A 15,514-nucleotide genomic window follows, 5' to 3' on the forward strand; every position below is an offset into this window, starting at 1 on the left:
GAGGGCCCAGGGCCCCGCGGGTTCATCCCGGGAGGCGCCGATGCCTAAGACCAAGGAGCAGACACTCGCGTGGCTGCGCACCATCTCGGGCGAGCTCTCGACCGCGACGATCAAGAAGCTCGACGCCACGCTGCCCTGGTACGGCGACATGCCTCCGGGGCGGCGTTCGGCCGTCGGGCTGGTGGCCCAGCAGGGCATCAAGTCGTTCATCCAGTGGTACGACGACCCCACCACCACCACCTGGATCGCCGCCGACGTCTTCGGCTCGGCCCCCCGTGAGCTCCTCCGCTCGGTGAGCCTGCAGCAGACCCTGCAGCTCATCCGCGTGGTGGTCGAGGTCGTCGAGGAGCGCGTCCGCGGCACCGACGCCTCCCTCCGCGAGGCGATCCTGCTCTACTCGCGCGAGATCGCCTTCGCCGCCGCCGACGTCTACGCCCGAGCTGCCGAGGCCCGTGGCCTCTGGGACGCCCGGCTCGAGGCCCTCGTCGTCGACAGCATCCTGAGCGGCGAGTACGACGACGAGCTACCCTCCCGCATCGCGGCCCTCGGCTGGCACGGCCACGGCGAGGTCAGCGTGCTGGTCGGCACGACGCCCCGCCAGCTCGACGTCGACCAGCTGCGCCGCACGGCCCGGCACCTGAACGCCGATCTCCTGATCGGGGTGCAGGGCGGCCGCCTCGTGCTCGTCATCGGGCGCGCCCAGCCGGCCTCCTCGTACGAGCAGATCCCGGATGCCCAGACCGGCGATCCCGCGGCAGACACGGCTCCTGCCGAACCGGCCCTCTCCTTCCTCGACATCGCCACGCAGCTCGAGCCGGGCTTCGGACCGGGTTACCTCGTGCTCGGCCACGAGGTGCCGAGCGTCGTCGACGCGTCCCGCAGCGCCAAGGCGGCTCTCGCCGGCTTCGCGGTCGCCCGCGCCTGGCGGAACGCCCCGCGCCCGATGCTCGCCGACGACCTGCTGCCCGAGCGGGCCCTCGCGGGCGACCCGCTCGCCCGCTCCACCCTCGTCAACCGGGTCTACCGTCCGCTGCAGGACCAGTCGCCGGAGTTGATGACCACCCTCTGGTGCTACCTCGACAACGGCCGCTCGCTCGAGGCGACCGCCCGCGAGCTGTTCGTACACCCCAACACCGTGCGGTACCGTCTGAAGCGGGTCACCCAGGTCATCGGCTGGGACGCCACCGGCGCCCGCGAGGCCCTCATCCTGCAGTCGGCGCTCATCCTCGGATCGATGAACGATCACGACTCGCCGGGCCATCGGCGCTGAGCCACCCCCGTTCTGTATACCTTCGACAATGGATCTCGGAGACTGTTGGCCCTCGTCGACACGGACTCCGACCGAACACCTGGGAGACTGAAGCAATGATTGTCGTCGTGTGCCCCGGCCAGGGGTCCCAGACCCCCGGCTTCCTCGAGCCCTGGATCGCCGAGTCCTCGTTCCGCGACACGCTCGCCGAGCTGGGAGCCGCCGCCTCGTCCGACCTCGTCGCGCACGGCACCACGAGCGACGCCGACACCATCCGCGACACCGCGGTGGCGCAGCCGCTGATCGTGGCGGCCGGGCTGCTGACGCTGCGCACCCTGTTCGCCGACGGGCGCCGCGAGAAGGTGGGCGGCATCGCCGGCCACTCCGTGGGCGAGATCACGGCGGCGGCGGGGGCGGGCATCCTGAGCGAGACCGACGCCATGCGCTTCGTGGGCGAGCGGGGCCGCGCGATGGCCGACGCGGCCGCCCTCACCACGACCGGCATGAGCGCCGTGGTCGGCGGCGAGCAGGCCGTGCTGCTCGAGCTCTTCGACGAGGTCGGGGTCATCCCCGCCAACTACAACGGCGGCGGCCAGATCGTCGTCGCCGGTGCTCCCGAGGCCCTGGCCGCCCTGGCGGAGCGCGCTCCCCGCGGAGTGCGGGTCATCCCGCTGCAGGTCGCGGGCGCCTTCCACACCCACTACATGGCTCCGGCCGTCGAGCGCCTCGCGGCCGTCGCCGCGACGCTCGCACCGGCCGATCCGACCCTCCCGATCTGGACGAACCACGACGGCTCGGCCGTGACGAGCGGCTCCCGCTTCGTCGAGCTCCTCGTCGGCCAGGTCTCCTCGCCGGTTCGCTGGGACCTCTGCATGGAGTCGTTCGCCGCGGCCGGGGTCACCGGGCTGATCGAGGTCTCCCCCGCCGGTGCCCTCACCGGCTTGGCGAAGCGCGGGCTCAAGGGCGTGCCCGCCGTCGCCGTGAAGACGCCCGACGACCTGCCGCAGGCCATCGAGCTCATCGACCAGGCCGCCTGAGCGACCGCATCACAGACGGAAAGGCAGCGAGAACCCGTATGACCACGCCCACCCTGAAGCAGTCCACCGGACCGCAGTTCACCCGCATCTACGCGATCGGCGCCGCCCGCGGCGACATCTCGGTTCCGAACGACGACCTGGTCGGCCCGATCGACTCCTCCGACGAGTGGATCCGGCAGCGCACCGGCATCATCGAGCGCAAGCGCGCCTCGCACGACGTGCTCGCCGTCGACCTGGCGCAGAGCGCCTCGCTGGAGGCCATCGAGGGCGCGGGCATCGCCCCCTCCCAGATCGGTGCGATCCTCGTCTCCACCATCTCCAACCCGGTCATCACCCCGTCACTCGCCACCCAGGTGGCCGAGCGGATCGGCGCACCGCTGGCCGCCGCCTACGACATCAGCGCGGCCTGCGCCGGCTACGCCTACGGCATCGGCCAGGCCGACTCGCTGATCCGCGCCGGTCTCGCCGAGTACGTGCTCGTGATCGGCGCCGAGAAGCTCTCGGAGTTCGTCGACCCGACCGACCGCTCCATCTCCTTCCTGCTGGGCGACGGCGCCGGCGCCGCGATCATCGGCCCGAGCGACTCGGTCGGCATCGGCCCGACCATCTGGGGCTCGGACGCCACGAAGCGCGACGAGATCTACATGACCGGCACCAACATCGGCTTCCGCGACCAGGAGTCGGAGTGGCCGACGCTGCGCCAGAACGGCCAGGCGGTCTTCCGCTGGGCCGTCTGGGAGATGGTCAAGGTCGCGAACCAGGCCATCGAGGCCGCCGGCATCACCGTCGACGACCTGGCCGCGTTCATCCCGCACCAGGCGAACATGCGCATCATCGACGAATTCGCCAAGCAGCTGAAGCTCCCCGACACGGTCGCCATCGGCCGTGACATCGCCACCACCGGCAACACCTCGGCCGCGTCCATCCCGCTCGCGACGCACCGGCTGCTCGAGGAGCAGCCCGGGCTCTCGGGCGGGCTCGCGCTGCAGATCGGCTTCGGCGCCGGTCTGGTCTTCGGCGCCCAGGTGGTCGTGCTGCCGTAGTCCGGCGCCCGACTACACTGAGACTCGGTCAAAATCACACCCCCAAGGAGAAGAACAATGGCATTGTCCACCGAAGAAGTCCTGGCCGGCCTGGCCGAGCTGATCAACGACGAGACCGGCATCGCCACCGACACCGTCGAGCTGGACAAGTCCTTCACCGACGACCTCGACATCGACTCCATCTCGATGATGACCATCGTCGTGAACGCCGAAGAGAAGTTCGACGTGAAGATCCCCGACGAAGAGGTCAAGAACCTGAAGACCGTCGGCGACGCCGTCAGCTTCATCGTCGCGGCCCAGGGCTGACACCCGAGCGGCTGGTCGGCAGGATCGTCGGCGTGATGCCCGATCCTGCCGGCCGCACTGCGCACCCCCCTGTCCTGGACTGACCACCCACAGAAAGTTTCACCATGAGCACGAAGAAGATCGTCGTCACCGGAATCGGCACGACATCGCCCCTCGGCGGAACCGCCCGCGAGTCGTGGCAGAACCTCCTCGCCGGCCAGTCCGGCGCGTCGACCCTCGAGCAGGCCTGGGTGGCCGAGAACCAGCTGCCCGTGACCTTCGCCGCTCAGGCCCGCGTCCCCGCCTCCGAGGTGCTGGAGCGCATCGAGACCAAGCGCCTCGACCCGGGCAGCCAGTTCGCGCTCATCGCCGCGCGTGAGGCCTGGGCCGACGCCGGCTCCCCCGAGGTCGTTCCCGAGCGCTTCGGCGTCGACTGGGCCACCGGCATCGGCGGCGTCTGGACGCTGCTGGACGCGTGGGACACCCTGCGCGAGAAGGGGCCGCGCCGCGTGCTCCCGATGACCGTGCCGATGCTCATGCCGAACGGCCCGGCCGCCGCCATCGAGATGTCGCTCGGCGCCCGCGCCGGTGCCCGCACCGTCGTCTCGGCCTGCGCCTCCAGCACGGAGTCGATCGCCAACGCCTACGACCACCTGCAGGCCGGTCTCGCCGACATCATCATCGCCGGAGGGTCGGAGGCGGCCATCCACCCGCTGCCGATCGCCTCGTTCGCGTCGATGCAGGCGCTGTCCAAGCGCAACGACGACCCCGCCACCGCCTCGCGCCCCTACGACCTCACCCGGGACGGCTTCGTGCTCGGCGAGGGCGGCGCCGCCCTCGTGCTCGAGACCGAGGAGCACGCGCTGGCCCGCGGCGCCCGCATCTACGCCGAGCTGCTCGGCGGAGCGGTCACGAGCGACGCGTACCACATCACCGCTCCCGACCCCGAGGGTTCGGCGGCGGCCCGCGCGATGCTCGCGGCCATCTCGAACGCCGGCTACTCGCTCGACGACGTCGCGCACATCAACGCCCACGCCACCTCGACCCCGGTCGGAGACATCGCGGAGTACAAGGCGATGGAGCACGTGTTCGGCGAGCGTCTGGCGGGCATCCCGGTGTCGGCCACGAAGGCCTCGACCGGTCACCTCCTGGGCGGTGCCGGTGGCATCGAGGCGATCTTCACGGTGCTGGCGCTGCACGAGCGCACCGCGCCGCCGACGATCAACCTCACCGAGGCCGACCCGGCCATCCCGCTCGACGTGGTGCGCGAGCCGCGCACCCTCCCCGAGGGCGACCTCGTGGCGATCAGCAACTCCTTCGGCTTCGGCGGCCACAACGCCGTCATCGCCTTCAAGACGGCCTGACCCGTGTGAGCTGATGCCCGCCCCCGCGGGCGGGCGTCAGCCGAAGGAGCGGTGCAGCCAGACCACGGGCGACATGTCGCTGGCGTAGCGGAAGGGCTCGAGCTCGTCGTCCCACGCCTGGCCGAGGGCGAGCCGCAGCTCGCGGTGCAGCTCGAGGGCGTTGGTTCCGGCCGACTCCATGGCGCTGCGGATACGGTCCTCCGGGATGACGGTGTTGCCCGCGCTGTCGACCTGCGCGTAGAAGACGCCGAGGTCGGGCGTGTGCATCCACCGGCCGCCGTCGGTGCCCTCGCTGGGCTCCTCGGTCACCTCGTAGCGCAGGTGCTCCCAGCCGCGCAGGGCCGAGGCGATGGCGGCGCCCGTGCCGGGCTCGCCCTCCCAGTAGAAGTCGGCCCGCTGGGTGCCGCGCAGCACGGGCTGCTCGATCCAGTCGAAGTTCACCGCACGACCGATAGCGCGACCTGCGGCCCACTCGATGTGGGGGCAGAGCGCGCGGGGAGCGGAGTGGACGTAGACCACTCCGCGAGCACCGTTCGCCGCCATTTTCTTCTCCGTTCGTGAGGGACGTCTTCCCCAACGGCCTCTGTGAACGCAGTGATGGCGGTGCTATCCAGTTGTGATCTCATTGTGCCAGTGCCGATCCCCGAATCACAACCGTGTCATCCGCGGTTCGCGAACCTCACAGCCTAGACTCGCGATTGTCTACGGAGTGAACAATTCCGGGTGAGCGCCCGGACGGCCGGGCGGGAGGAGCAGCATGTCGATCCGATCGGGCATCCTGGCGGTGCTGACCGCCACCGACGCCTACGGCCTGCAGCTGCACGGCGAGCTCGAGGAGCGCACGGAGCGCGTCGGACGGGTGAACGTGGGCCAGATCTACTCGACGCTCGACCGGCTCGTCACGGCGGGGCTCGTGCGGGCATCCGGAGCCACCGACGACGGGCTGCCGCTCTACGGCCTCACCGACGAGGGCGCCGCCGCCGCCGAGGCCTGGCTGGCCGACGCGTCGACCGACGGCGCCGACCCCTGGGGCGACACCACGTTCAAGGTGCTGCTGGCCACGAGCCTCGGGCACGAGGGGGCCCCGGCACTCGTCGCGCGCTACCGCACGGCCTGGCGGCGCGAGGCGACCGCGGCCGAGGGGCACTCCCCCGGCGAGCTCGCGCGACGACGGCTCGCCACGGCCGCCCTGGCCTGGCTCGACGACCTCGAGGCGCTGCCGGGCGGCCTCGAGGCCCTCGCCACCCCGCTACGGAACGAGCGCCCCCGTCGAGGCCGCCGACCGGCGACGCCGCCAGAGTGACACCGGCAGGTATCGCGCGAGCGCCCGGTCACGCGGCTGCGCCTGGGCGTCGAGCCCGCTGATCACGGCCTCGAGGTCGCGCCCGATGCGGGCACGGGTCTCGTCGCTCGCGCTGCCGGGCGGGGCGTACTGCTCGAACTCGGCCGCCACCCGCAGCCGCACGAGGGCGTCGACCGGCACCATGTTCTCGGCCGTCAGGCGCTGCTCGACGTCGGCGAGCGTGTCGCCGTGCGAGCGCTGCAGCCGGTGGTCGTCCAGGGTGTCCTCGAGCTCGAGCCAGGCGAGCGTGCCCGGCTGCGGGTCGGTGGCGAGGCGGCGGAGGCGCCCGCGGCGCACGAGCCGGCGGGCCGCGAAGGGCGCCAGCACGATCAGCGCCACGGCCACGAGCACCCCGGCGAAGATCGACCAGCCGCGCACCTGCGCGAGCACCTGCTGCTCGGCCGACTGGGTGGCGCCGACGTCGCCGCGTTCGGGGCCGGCGGTGTTCGTCGCCGTGGAGGTGGAGCTCGGCGCCGGAGCGGTCGACCCGGTCGTCGACTGCTGCGCGTAGTCGGGGAGGCTGTAGTCGGGGGGCGTGATGTTCAGCCCCGGTGTCGGCTCGAAGGGCAGCCAGCCGATGCCCTCGAAGTACAGCTCGGGCCAGGCGTGCAGCTGGTCGGTGTAGACCTCGTACACCGGCCGGCCATCGGCCGTGCTGTCGGCGGTCTGTCCGGGTGCGTAGCCCACCGCGATGCGCGAGGGGATGCCGAGCGTGCGCGCCATCACGGCCATCGCGGCCGAGAAGTGCACGCAGTAGCCTTCCTTCTTCTCGAGGAAGGCGGCGATCATCTCGGCATTGCTGCCGTCGTAGCCGTTCGAGGCGGGCGCGGCGAGCGAGTAGCGGAACTGCCCCGAGCGGAAGAACTCCTGCAGCGCGACCGCCCGGTCGTAGTTCGTCGCCGCTCCGGCGGTGACCGTCGAGGCCTCCTGCGCGATGACCGGCGGCAGGTCGCCCGGAAGTGCCAGGTAACCGGCGAGGTCGTCGGGCACGGTGGCGCCGGCGGTGGCGAGCTGCTCGGCGGTCGGCGCGACCGCGAGGCTCGTGACCTCGTAGTTGATGCCCCGGGTGTCGCCCTGCAGGTCGGTGACCGTGAACGTGTTCGGCGTGATCAGCCAGTTGCCGCTCAGCGAGTCGACCTGCTGGCTCGGGTAGGGCAGCGGCAGCCAGTCGCTGCGGAGCGCCGCGATCGAGACGCTGGTGCTGACGTCGGTGACCGGCACGTCGGCGGCGAGGCCCGGCGGCGTGCCGAACTGCTGCCCCTCGTAGGAGACGCCGTCGTAGGGCGCCTCGGGCTGCCAGGTGCCGCCCGAGAAGTCGCTCAGGTTCACCATCTTGAGGTAGAGGCCCTCCTCGGAGGACGTCGAGTAGGTGAGGGAGAGCACCGGGTCGCTGCGGCGCAGGTCGCGGCCGAGCTGGATCGTGGGGTCGACGCCGGTGGCGTAGGTCGACGCGAACGGGGTGCCGTCGCCCTGCTCGGTGAGATCGCGGGCGGTGAGCCCGGGCGTCACCGTGGGCAGCACGACCATCGCGGCGACGGCCGCGGCGGCGAGCCCCAGGGCGAGCGCCGGGTTGCGGCCGCCCGCGGTGGGCCGGATGCCCGTGGTGGGCCCCGTGCGCAAGCCCGACCCGGTTCGCGCCCCCATCCCGATGCGCGCCCCCGTCCACAGCACCAGCAGGAACGCGAGCCCGGTGAGCACGTACACCAGCACCTGCGGCTCGTCCCGCCGCACCAGGGGCGCGATGGTGAGCACGGCGAGCGGGCCGGTGCCGCTGAGCGCGGGCACCCGGAGGCCGTTGGCCAGCTCGTCGCTGACGAGCGCGATCAGCCCGATCGACATGACCAGCAGCTGCGTCAGCTCGGGCACGGCGACGGCGGGCACCTCCTGCACCGCGATCGACTCCCGCGCGGCCGCGAGGTCGGCCGAGATGTCGGCGACGGTGTCGAGGGTCGGCAGCACCAGCCAGGTGGTTCCGGGGGCGTACAGCAGCACGACGATCGCCACCCAGACGAGCACCGCCGCGCCGATCACCACCACCTCGGGCACCCCGCGGGCGCGCAGCAGCGCCGAGACGCCGAGCAGCACGACGACCATCGCCATGGTGGCGAGCCACCAGCCGACACCCTGCAGGAGCGGCGAGAGGCTGAACAGGGCGAAGCCCATGGTCAGGCCGACGGCGAGCGTCGTCTTCCAGGCTCCCCGCCGTTCGCGGCGACGGGCGGCGGATGCGCGTCCGCGCTCGCTCGTCGGCCGATCGCCACGGCCTCCGCCGCCCGCCGGCGCGGGGCGGGAACGGTCGCGCGGCGAGCCTCCGGGTGCCGCCGAGGGAGCGGGCGGGCGCAGGACGGTGCTCATGCGAGCCCCCGCGCCTCGCCGAGCGACCGCCAGAGGGCGGGCAGGCTCTCGTCGGGAGAGCAGTCGACCACGGTCCAGCCCGACGAGCGCAGCTCGGCGGAGACGGGCGCGGCGGTGGCCCGGGCATCCGTCTCACCGACCACGAAGACGACGGCGTGCGAGGACATGGCGGCGAGGCCCCGGATGCGGTCGGCGGCACCGGGCGCGCTCGACACGATGGCGAACACGGGCGGGGCGTCGGGCGAGGTGAGCGCCGCCTCGTCGACGGCGGCCCGGAAGTCGCTCGCGTCGTGCACCGCGTCGGGGCCGGTGCGGGCGAGCTCGCGCACCGCGCGCGACGCCCCGAACGGTGCCACGAGCACCTCGGCGCCGTCTCCGGCGCCGTGGCCGACGAGCCGCACGCCGAAACCCTCGCTCATCAGGTGCACGGCGATGGATGCCATGGTGCTGACGGCCCACTCGAAGTCGTCGCCCGGCACGAAGGAGTGGGCGTCGAGCAGGATGACCGCGTCCTGGTCGTTGCGCTGGTCGTCCTGCCGCACCATCAGCTCGCCGTGCTTGGCGGTGGCGGGCCAGTGCACGCGCCGCATCGAGTCACCGGGGAGGTACTTGCGCGCGATCACGTCCTGCTCCCCCGCACCCACGAGCCGGCGCGAGACCTGCTCGGCGCCGTCGCCGGTGGACAGCCGCAGGTCGATGCGCGCCAGCTCGTACACCGTCGGGGTGATCAGCACGGTGTCGGTGCCGCCGAAGCCGAGCCGTCGCGTGGCGCAGCCGAAGGGGTCGGTGAGCGTGAGCTCGAGCGGGCCGATCGGATGCTCGCCCCGCCGGCCCGTGTCGAGCGGGTAGTCCAGCCGCTGCACCGGCGGCTCGTCGAGCGTCGAGGAGGAGTAGCGCTCGAGCGGCGGGAACAGGGCGGGCGGAGCGGGCTCGAGCGGCGGAGCCGTGCGCTCGCGCCAGGCGGCGGCGGGAGTGCGGAGGCTCCCCCAGTTCTGCAGGAACATCGAGACCGTGACGGCCTGGCCCACGGTGCCCGACTCGGGGCTGAACCGGCGGCGCACGGTGATCGCGATTCGCCGCAGCGCCACCCAGGCGAGCGAGAGCAGGGGCACGGCGAGCAGGAAGCAGGCGAGGTAGGCGAGCTCCTGGCGGCGGAACAGCTGGGTCAGCACGAGCACGACGACGCCGGCTGCGACGAAGCCCCAGCCGCGCGCGGTCAGGCGCGGCAGGGAGCGGGTGGGACGGGGTGTGGGCACGGTCAGGCCGACGGGCGGGAGCGGTTCAGCGGCACCGGTGTGGCCGCGACGATCGCGCGGAGCGCGGTGGCGATGGCCTCGGTGCCGCCGCCGCGGGTGTCGCTGGCGGCGCGACGGGTGGCGACGATGCGGTGGGCGAGGATCGGCACGACGAGCTCGTTGATGTCGTCGGGCACCACGAACTCGCGGCCGCGCAGGGCGGCGAGCACCTTGGCGGCGCGCACGAGGTGCAGGGTGCCGCGGGGGCTCGCGCCGAGGCGGAACTCGGGATGCGTGCGGGTGGCCTGCACGATGGACACGACGTACGACTCGACCGCCCGGCTGACGTAGATGGCCCGGGCGGTGTCGATCAGCTCGGCGAGCCGGCGCTTGTCGACGACGGCCCGCAGGCTCTCCATCGGGCTGCGCGACTCGCGGTGGTGCAGCATCGACAGCTCGGCGGCCGCGTCGGGGTAGCCCATCGAGATGCGCGCCATGAAGCGGTCGCGCTGGGCCTCGGGCAGGGCGTAGGTGCCCTCCATCTCGATCGGGTTCTGCGTGGCGACCACGATGAAGGGCGGTTCGAGCGGATGCGTCGTGCCGTCGACCGAGACCTGCTGCTCCTCCATGCACTCCAGCAGGGCCGACTGGGTCTTGGGCGAGGCGCGGTTGATCTCGTCGGCGATGACGATGTTGGCGAACACGGCGCCCCGCTTGAACTCGAAGGCGTGGTCGACCTGGTTGTAGATGGAGACTCCGGTCACGTCGGAGGGCAGGAGGTCGGGGGTGAACTGGATGCGGCTGACCGTGCATCCGACACTCGTGGCGAGAGCCTTCGCCAGGGTGGTCTTGCCGACGCCCGGCACGTCCTCGACCAGCAGGTGGCCCTCGGCGATGAGCACGATCAGGGCCAGCGTGGCGGCCTCGGTCTTGCCGTCGATCACCCGTTCGAGGTTGTCGAGGATGGCGCCCGTGTGCCGCCCGAACTCGTCGAGGCTGAGCGGGGCTCCCGCACCCGCCGAGGTGGCAGGCGGCGAGGAGGTGAGGGCTTCGGATGTCACGGGCGGGGGTCTCCTCGATCGACGGCGATGCAGGGACGGGCCGGGGTGGGCACGCGCATGACAATCACGATAAGCGCCAGGGCCGACAATTTCACCCCATACTCAGGGGCTGCATAGACGGCTCACACGCTGGCTGGTGCCCGGAGGCGCTCAGAGGAAGCGCTGCAGGGCGAGGTAGACGAGCACGCTCGTGATCAGGAGGGCCGCGACGACGACGACCGGCGCGAACGCCCGGTGTCCCGACAGCCTCTGCCACGGCGTCGACAGCTCGGGCCGCCGGAAGTCCTTCTTCACGTCTCGTTCCGCCATGCGCCCCTCCGCTGCCGACCGCTGACGGGACGTCCCGTCGAGGGTTCTTCGGAGCGGGGTGCCCCCCGGATTGGTCACAGGGTGTCGGTGGGTCACAGGCGCCGATGGGCTACAGGGCGCAGGACATCGGTAGGGCGGACGGGACTTGAACCCGTGACCGACGGATTATGAGTCCGCTGCTCTGACCAGCTGAGCTACCGCCCCGAGACCGCGGCCGGGCAGCCGCGGAATCGAGACAACGATACCCTGCCCCGCGGCCTCGCTCAGGCCGGCGGCGTGCTCGACACGGGGTGCGGCGCCTCGGGCACGGCCTCCCCGCGGTAGATGTGCTCGAACGTCGTGAGCGTGCGCTGGATGTCGTGGGCCTCCACGATGTGCAGCGACTCGTTCTTGAAGCGGTCGAGCTCCTCCTTCGGCAGGGTGAGCACGCGCTCCAGCCGGTCGGCCAGCGCCTGGGCGTCGCCCGGGGCGAAGAGGTAGCCGTTCTCGCCGTCGTGCACGAGGTGCGGCAGCGCCATGGCGTCGGCGGCGACCACGGGCAGCCCGCTCGCCATCGCCTCCATGGTCGCGATGCTCTGCAGCTCGGCGATCGAGGGCATGGCGAAGACGGTGGCGCGCGTGTACAGGCGCTGCTTCTCCTCCTCGGTGACGTAGCCGGTGAAGCTGACGCGGTCGCCGATGCCGAGCTGCTGGGCCATGGCCTGCAGGTTCTTCAGCTGGTCGCCGCCGCCGACGATGTCGAGCTTCACGTCGAGCGAGGCGGGCAGCAGCTGGATGGCCTTGAGCAGCACGTCGAGGTGCTTCTCACCGGTCACGCGGCCGACGAAGATCACCCGGTTCTCGGCGCGCGGTGCGAAGTCGGGCTTGAAGAGGGAGGCGTCGACGCCGCAGGAGATGGCGTAGACGTCGTGCAGGCCGGTCTCCTTCTCGAAGTAGTCGGCGGCGCGCCGGGTGGGGGCGGTGACGGCGTCGGCGCGCACGAACGAGCGCCGGGCCGCGGCCCACGCGAGCCCGATCGCCCAGTTCTGCAGGAACTTCGGGATGCCCGTGAACGCGAGCATGTTCTCGGGCATGAAGTGGTTCGTGCCGACGATGCGGATGCCGCGCTTCTCGGCCTCGGTCGAGAGCCCGCGGCCGATGATGATGTGCGACTGGAAGTGCACCACGTCGGGCTGCACCTCGTCGATGATGCGGGCGCTGTTCTGCCGGATGCGCCACGGCATCGCGAAGCGCAGCCAGTCGTGCGGGTACCAGCGCCAGCTGTACAGGCGGTGCGCGGTGATCACCTGGCCGTCGTAGACCTCTTTCCAGGTGCCGTGCTTGCGGCCGGCGGAGGGCGCCACGACGTGCACCTCGTGTCCGCGCGAGGCGAGACCCGAGGCGAGGTGCTCGGAGAAGCGGGCCGAGCCGTTGACGTCGGGCGAGAAGGTGTCGGCGCCGATCAGGATGCGCAGCGGCCGGTCCGTCGTGCCGGGTGCCGGCCGGGCATCCGGTGCGGTGTTCGGATCACGGGAGTCAGTCAAACCGTCGTCTTCCTTGGAATGGGGGCGGGCCGCACGACGGCGGACACCGCGGGTTGTGGAGAAAACTACCCTAGTGCTGTGCCTGAGGATGGTAGCGCGCCAGCCCGAACACGCCGACGACCGCCACCGCGCCGCAGGCGATGAAGGCGAACATCGCCCAGAGCGGCGCCTGCGACGCCTCGCCGAGCACGAGGATGCCGATGCCGACCGCGACGAGCGGGTCGATCACGGTAAGGCCGGCGATCACGAGGTCGGGCGGGCCGGACGAGTAGGCATTCTGCACGAAGTAGCCGCCGAGCGCCGCGGCGGCCAGCAGGCCGATCAGGGCCAGCACGGTGAGCCACTCGAAGTCGGCCTGGAAGATGCGGCTGATCACGACCTTCGCGAGCGTGGCGACGAAGCCGTAGAGCACGCCGGCGCCCACGATGTAGGCGATGGCCTTGAAGCGGCGGCGGAGGAACGCGAAGCCCACCGCGAACAGCGCCAGCACGACCGCGAGCACGATCAGGATGACGATGAGCTCGCGGGTGCCCACCGGCTTGTCGACCGCGGTGAAGGCGGCGACCAGCACGAACAGCCCCACGCCGCCGACGCACAGCATGATCGAGACGATCGAGCTGCGGTTGAGCTTGACCTTGCTCACGCGGGAGTTCAGCACCGCCGTGATCACGAGCGCGACCGCACCGAGCGGCTGCACCACGATGATGGGCGAGAAACCGAGGCTGGTGAGCTGGAAGACGATCGCGAGGCCGAGCATGACGGTGCCGAGCACCCAGGACGGCCGGCCGAGCAGCGCCATCATCTGGCGGCCGTTCAGGCCCTTGTCGGCCTGGTTCGTCCTCGCCTCGACCTTCGCGACGCCGCGGTGCTGGAACTGCGCACCGAGGCTGAGGAAGACGGCTCCGACGAGGGCGAGCGGGATGCCGATGAACTGCTTCGGGTCGAGATCGATCGGCTCGGTCAGCTGAAGCATGTCGAGAGGCACCCGTCGACAGTACCGTGCGGGCGCCGCGGTTAGGCTTAGCGAATGGCCGTTCTCCCGATTCGGATCTCCGGCGATCCGGTGCTGCACACGCCCGCCTCCCCCGTCGCCGTCATCGACGACGAGCTCCGCGCCCTCGTGGCCGACATGTTCGAGACCATGGATGCGGCGCCCGGCGTGGGCCTCGCCGGTCCGCAGGTCGGCGTGCCGCTGCGCCTGTTCGTCTTCTCCTACACCGAGGACACGGGCGAGGAGGACACGGGCGAGGGAGACGACACCCGCACCCTCCGCGAGTACCGGGGCGTGGCCATCAACCCCGAGCTCTTCATCACGCCCACGTCGGTGGAGCCGGCCGATCCCGACACCGAGTCCGAGGGCTGCCTGTCGTTCCCCGGTGAGCGGTTCCCGCTGGTGCGGGGCGAGGCGGCCATCCTCCGGGCCACCGACCTCGACGGCCGGCCCTACGAGATCGAGGCCGAGGGGTGGCTCGCGCGTATCTTCCAGCACGAGTTCGACCACCTCGACGGGCTGCTCTACGTCGACCGCATCGATCCCGTGTACGCCAAGGTGGCCCGCAAGATCGAGCGCAAGAAGGGCTGGGGCGTGCCGGGGCTGGCCTGGCTGCCCGGGGTCGACGAGCTCGACGCCTAGTCGTTCGCGCCTCGTCGCGCGGTGAAGGCGGGCTCGACGGGGGTGCTCAGGTGAGCATCCGGATGCCCGCGGCGACCACTGCCGCAGCGATCACCACCACGACGAACGGCACGCGCAGCGCGTAGAGCACGGCGGCCACCAGCACGGCCGGCACCCGCGCGTCGAGCTGCACGGCCTGACCGGCGCCGAAGGTCTGCACGCCGATCAGGGCCGCCAGGAGCGCCACCGTCATCAGGTTCGCGATGCGGGCGACGGTGGGGTGCTCGAAGGCCTTCGGCGGGATGAGGTAGCCCGCGACCTTGAGCGCGGCGCAGACGATCGAGGCGAGGATGACGATCTGCCAGGCGGTCATGCGTCGCCTCCGGCCGGCGGCTTCGTGGGTTTCGCCCCGAAGAGATTGAAGCCGCCCACCACGAGGGCGACGCCGGCCGCCACGAGCACCGGCAGGCCGGGCACCAGCACGGGCGTGAGGAGGGTCGCCACGACGGCGGCGGCGACCGCGACGGCCTGGGTCTGGCGCTCCTTCAGGCGCGGCCAGAGCAGCCCGAGGAAGGCGGCGGCGGCCGCGGCGTCGAGGCCGTAGGCGCTGACGTCGCCGAGGAGGTCGCCGATCAGGGCACCGACGAGGGTGGTGAGGTTCCAGCCGAGGTAGATCGCGAGGCCCGTCACCCAGAAGCCGGCCCGCTGGGCGCCGAGCGTGGTCTGGGCGGTCGAGACGGCGACGGACTCGTCGATGGTCAGCTGCGCGGCCGCCGCCCTTCTCCAGAAGCCGGGGCCGACGACGGGGGCCATCCGGATGGAGTAGAACACGTTCCGTGTGCCGAGCAGTGCGGCGCTGGTGATGGCGGCGGGGCCGGCGGCGAGACCGCCCGAGGCGAGCACGCCGATCAGGGCGAACTGCGAACCGCCGGTGAACATGACCAGGCTGAGGAAGCAGGTCTGCCAGACGTCGAGACCCGAGAGGGTGGCGAGGGCGCCGAAGGAGATGCCGTAGACCGCGGTGGCGAGGCCCACGGCGAGGCCGGAGCGGATGGCGGCGCGCTCCTCGGGGGTGCGCTGCGTGGCCATTCCTCGATCC

At 71.8% G+C, this 15,514-nt stretch carries 16 protein-coding genes and 1 tRNA gene; 7 read left to right on the plus strand and 10 right to left on the minus strand.

Annotated features, from left to right (window positions below; translation table 11 throughout):
* Positions 1 to 40 precede the first annotated feature (40 nt).
* From ITJ64_RS14415 to ITJ64_RS14435, 5 genes are all read left to right on the plus strand, one after another.
* A complete protein-coding gene (locus ITJ64_RS14415; RefSeq protein ID WP_194681442.1) occupies positions 41 to 1,270 on the plus strand; it encodes a CdaR family transcriptional regulator in 1,230 nt (409 codons plus the stop codon).
* Positions 1,271 to 1,365: 95 nt separating this feature from the next.
* Complete coding sequence (locus tag ITJ64_RS14420; RefSeq protein ID WP_194681443.1) at positions 1,366 to 2,286, plus strand: ACP S-malonyltransferase; 921 nt, start codon at positions 1,366 to 1,368, stop codon at positions 2,284 to 2,286.
* Positions 2,287 to 2,324: 38 nt separating this feature from the next.
* Positions 2,325 to 3,329: a beta-ketoacyl-ACP synthase III gene (locus ITJ64_RS14425; protein WP_194681444.1), complete on the plus strand. Its 1,005-nt coding sequence runs from the start codon at positions 2,325 to 2,327 to the stop codon at positions 3,327 to 3,329.
* Positions 3,330 to 3,386: 57 nt separating this feature from the next.
* Positions 3,387 to 3,635, plus strand: coding sequence for an acyl carrier protein (locus ITJ64_RS14430; RefSeq protein WP_173181127.1), 249 nt, complete (start codon positions 3,387 to 3,389; stop codon positions 3,633 to 3,635).
* A gap of 104 nt (positions 3,636 to 3,739) precedes the next feature.
* Complete coding sequence (locus tag ITJ64_RS14435) at positions 3,740 to 4,978, plus strand: beta-ketoacyl synthase (protein WP_194681445.1); 1,239 nt, start codon at positions 3,740 to 3,742, stop codon at positions 4,976 to 4,978.
* Between the two features lie 36 nt (positions 4,979 to 5,014).
* Here ITJ64_RS14435 and ITJ64_RS14440 read toward each other — a convergent pair whose 3' ends face one another.
* A complete protein-coding gene (locus tag ITJ64_RS14440; protein WP_179548486.1) occupies positions 5,015 to 5,521 on the minus strand; it encodes a DUF3145 domain-containing protein in 507 nt (168 codons plus the stop codon).
* A 214-nt stretch (positions 5,522 to 5,735) separates the two neighbouring features.
* On the opposite strand from ITJ64_RS14440, the gene ITJ64_RS14445 reads away from it, so the two are divergent.
* Positions 5,736 to 6,281, plus strand: coding sequence for a PadR family transcriptional regulator (locus tag ITJ64_RS14445; RefSeq protein ID WP_194681446.1), 546 nt, complete (start codon positions 5,736 to 5,738; stop codon positions 6,279 to 6,281).
* On the opposite strand, the gene ITJ64_RS14450 is transcribed toward ITJ64_RS14445, so the two are convergent.
* The 7 genes from ITJ64_RS14450 to ITJ64_RS14480 form a co-directional block, all read right to left on the minus strand.
* Positions 6,228 to 8,675 (minus strand): DUF3488 and transglutaminase-like domain-containing protein, encoded by a 2,448-nt coding sequence (locus ITJ64_RS14450; protein WP_194681447.1) that lies wholly within the window; start codon positions 8,673 to 8,675, stop codon positions 6,228 to 6,230. The genes ITJ64_RS14445 and ITJ64_RS14450 overlap by 54 nt on opposite strands.
* Positions 8,672 to 9,931 (minus strand): DUF58 domain-containing protein, encoded by a 1,260-nt coding sequence (locus ITJ64_RS14455; protein ID WP_194681448.1) that lies wholly within the window; start codon positions 9,929 to 9,931, stop codon positions 8,672 to 8,674. The genes ITJ64_RS14450 and ITJ64_RS14455 overlap by 4 nt, the downstream gene beginning before the upstream one ends.
* Positions 9,932 to 9,933: 2 nt before the next feature.
* Entirely contained in the window at positions 9,934 to 10,971 is a 1,038-nt protein-coding gene (locus tag ITJ64_RS14460) for an AAA family ATPase (RefSeq protein WP_194681449.1), read from the minus strand.
* 150 nt (positions 10,972 to 11,121) lie between these two features.
* Complete coding sequence (locus ITJ64_RS14465) at positions 11,122 to 11,280, minus strand: hypothetical protein (RefSeq protein WP_194681450.1); 159 nt, start codon at positions 11,278 to 11,280, stop codon at positions 11,122 to 11,124.
* 130 nt (positions 11,281 to 11,410) lie between these two features.
* Positions 11,411 to 11,484 (minus strand) — tRNA-Ile (locus tag ITJ64_RS14470).
* A 59-nt stretch (positions 11,485 to 11,543) separates the two neighbouring features.
* Entirely contained in the window at positions 11,544 to 12,803 is a 1,260-nt protein-coding gene (locus ITJ64_RS14475; RefSeq protein ID WP_228508682.1) for a glycosyltransferase, read from the minus strand.
* 70 nt (positions 12,804 to 12,873) lie between these two features.
* Complete coding sequence (locus ITJ64_RS14480) at positions 12,874 to 13,776, minus strand: DMT family transporter (RefSeq protein ID WP_194681451.1); 903 nt, start codon at positions 13,774 to 13,776, stop codon at positions 12,874 to 12,876.
* A 54-nt stretch (positions 13,777 to 13,830) separates the two neighbouring features.
* On the opposite strand from ITJ64_RS14480, the gene def reads away from it, so the two are divergent.
* Positions 13,831 to 14,436, plus strand: coding sequence for a peptide deformylase (def, locus tag ITJ64_RS14485; protein WP_194681452.1), 606 nt, complete (start codon positions 13,831 to 13,833; stop codon positions 14,434 to 14,436).
* 46 nt (positions 14,437 to 14,482) lie between these two features.
* On the opposite strand, the gene ITJ64_RS14490 is transcribed toward def, so the two are convergent.
* Complete coding sequence (locus ITJ64_RS14490; RefSeq protein WP_194681453.1) at positions 14,483 to 14,788, minus strand: AzlD domain-containing protein; 306 nt, start codon at positions 14,786 to 14,788, stop codon at positions 14,483 to 14,485.
* Complete coding sequence (locus ITJ64_RS14495; RefSeq protein WP_194681454.1) at positions 14,785 to 15,504, minus strand: AzlC family ABC transporter permease; 720 nt, start codon at positions 15,502 to 15,504, stop codon at positions 14,785 to 14,787. The genes ITJ64_RS14490 and ITJ64_RS14495 overlap by 4 nt, the downstream gene beginning before the upstream one ends.
* Positions 15,505 to 15,514 lie beyond the last annotated feature (10 nt).

Origin of the sequence: Herbiconiux sp. VKM Ac-1786 (assembly GCF_015350805.1) — a bacterium.
Classification (GTDB): domain Bacteria; phylum Actinomycetota; class Actinomycetes; order Actinomycetales; family Microbacteriaceae; genus Herbiconiux.

Excerpts from the sequence above, each read along its gene's own strand:
- ITJ64_RS14415 (WP_194681442.1), top strand. The coding sequence starts at position 41 with ATGCCTAAGACCAAGGAGCAGACACTCGCGTGGCTGCGCACCATCTCG.
- ITJ64_RS14420 (WP_194681443.1), top strand. The coding sequence starts at position 1,366 with ATGATTGTCGTCGTGTGCCCCGGCCAGGGGTCCCAGACCCCCGGCTTC.
- ITJ64_RS14425 (WP_194681444.1), top strand. The coding sequence starts at position 2,325 with ATGACCACGCCCACCCTGAAGCAGTCCACCGGACCGCAGTTCACCCGC.
- ITJ64_RS14430 (WP_173181127.1), top strand. The coding sequence starts at position 3,387 with ATGGCATTGTCCACCGAAGAAGTCCTGGCCGGCCTGGCCGAGCTGATC.
- ITJ64_RS14435 (WP_194681445.1), top strand. The coding sequence starts at position 3,740 with ATGAGCACGAAGAAGATCGTCGTCACCGGAATCGGCACGACATCGCCC.
- ITJ64_RS14440 (WP_179548486.1), bottom strand. The coding sequence starts at position 5,521 with ATGGCGGCGAACGGTGCTCGCGGAGTGGTCTACGTCCACTCCGCTCCC.
- ITJ64_RS14445 (WP_194681446.1), top strand. The coding sequence starts at position 5,736 with ATGTCGATCCGATCGGGCATCCTGGCGGTGCTGACCGCCACCGACGCC.
- ITJ64_RS14450 (WP_194681447.1), bottom strand. The coding sequence starts at position 8,675 with ATGAGCACCGTCCTGCGCCCGCCCGCTCCCTCGGCGGCACCCGGAGGC.
- ITJ64_RS14465 (WP_194681450.1), bottom strand. The coding sequence starts at position 11,280 with ATGGCGGAACGAGACGTGAAGAAGGACTTCCGGCGGCCCGAGCTGTCG.
- ITJ64_RS14480 (WP_194681451.1), bottom strand. The coding sequence starts at position 13,776 with ATGCTTCAGCTGACCGAGCCGATCGATCTCGACCCGAAGCAGTTCATC.
- def (WP_194681452.1), top strand. The coding sequence starts at position 13,831 with ATGGCCGTTCTCCCGATTCGGATCTCCGGCGATCCGGTGCTGCACACG.
- ITJ64_RS14490 (WP_194681453.1), bottom strand. The coding sequence starts at position 14,788 with ATGACCGCCTGGCAGATCGTCATCCTCGCCTCGATCGTCTGCGCCGCG.
- ITJ64_RS14495 (WP_194681454.1), bottom strand. The coding sequence starts at position 15,504 with ATGGCCACGCAGCGCACCCCCGAGGAGCGCGCCGCCATCCGCTCCGGC.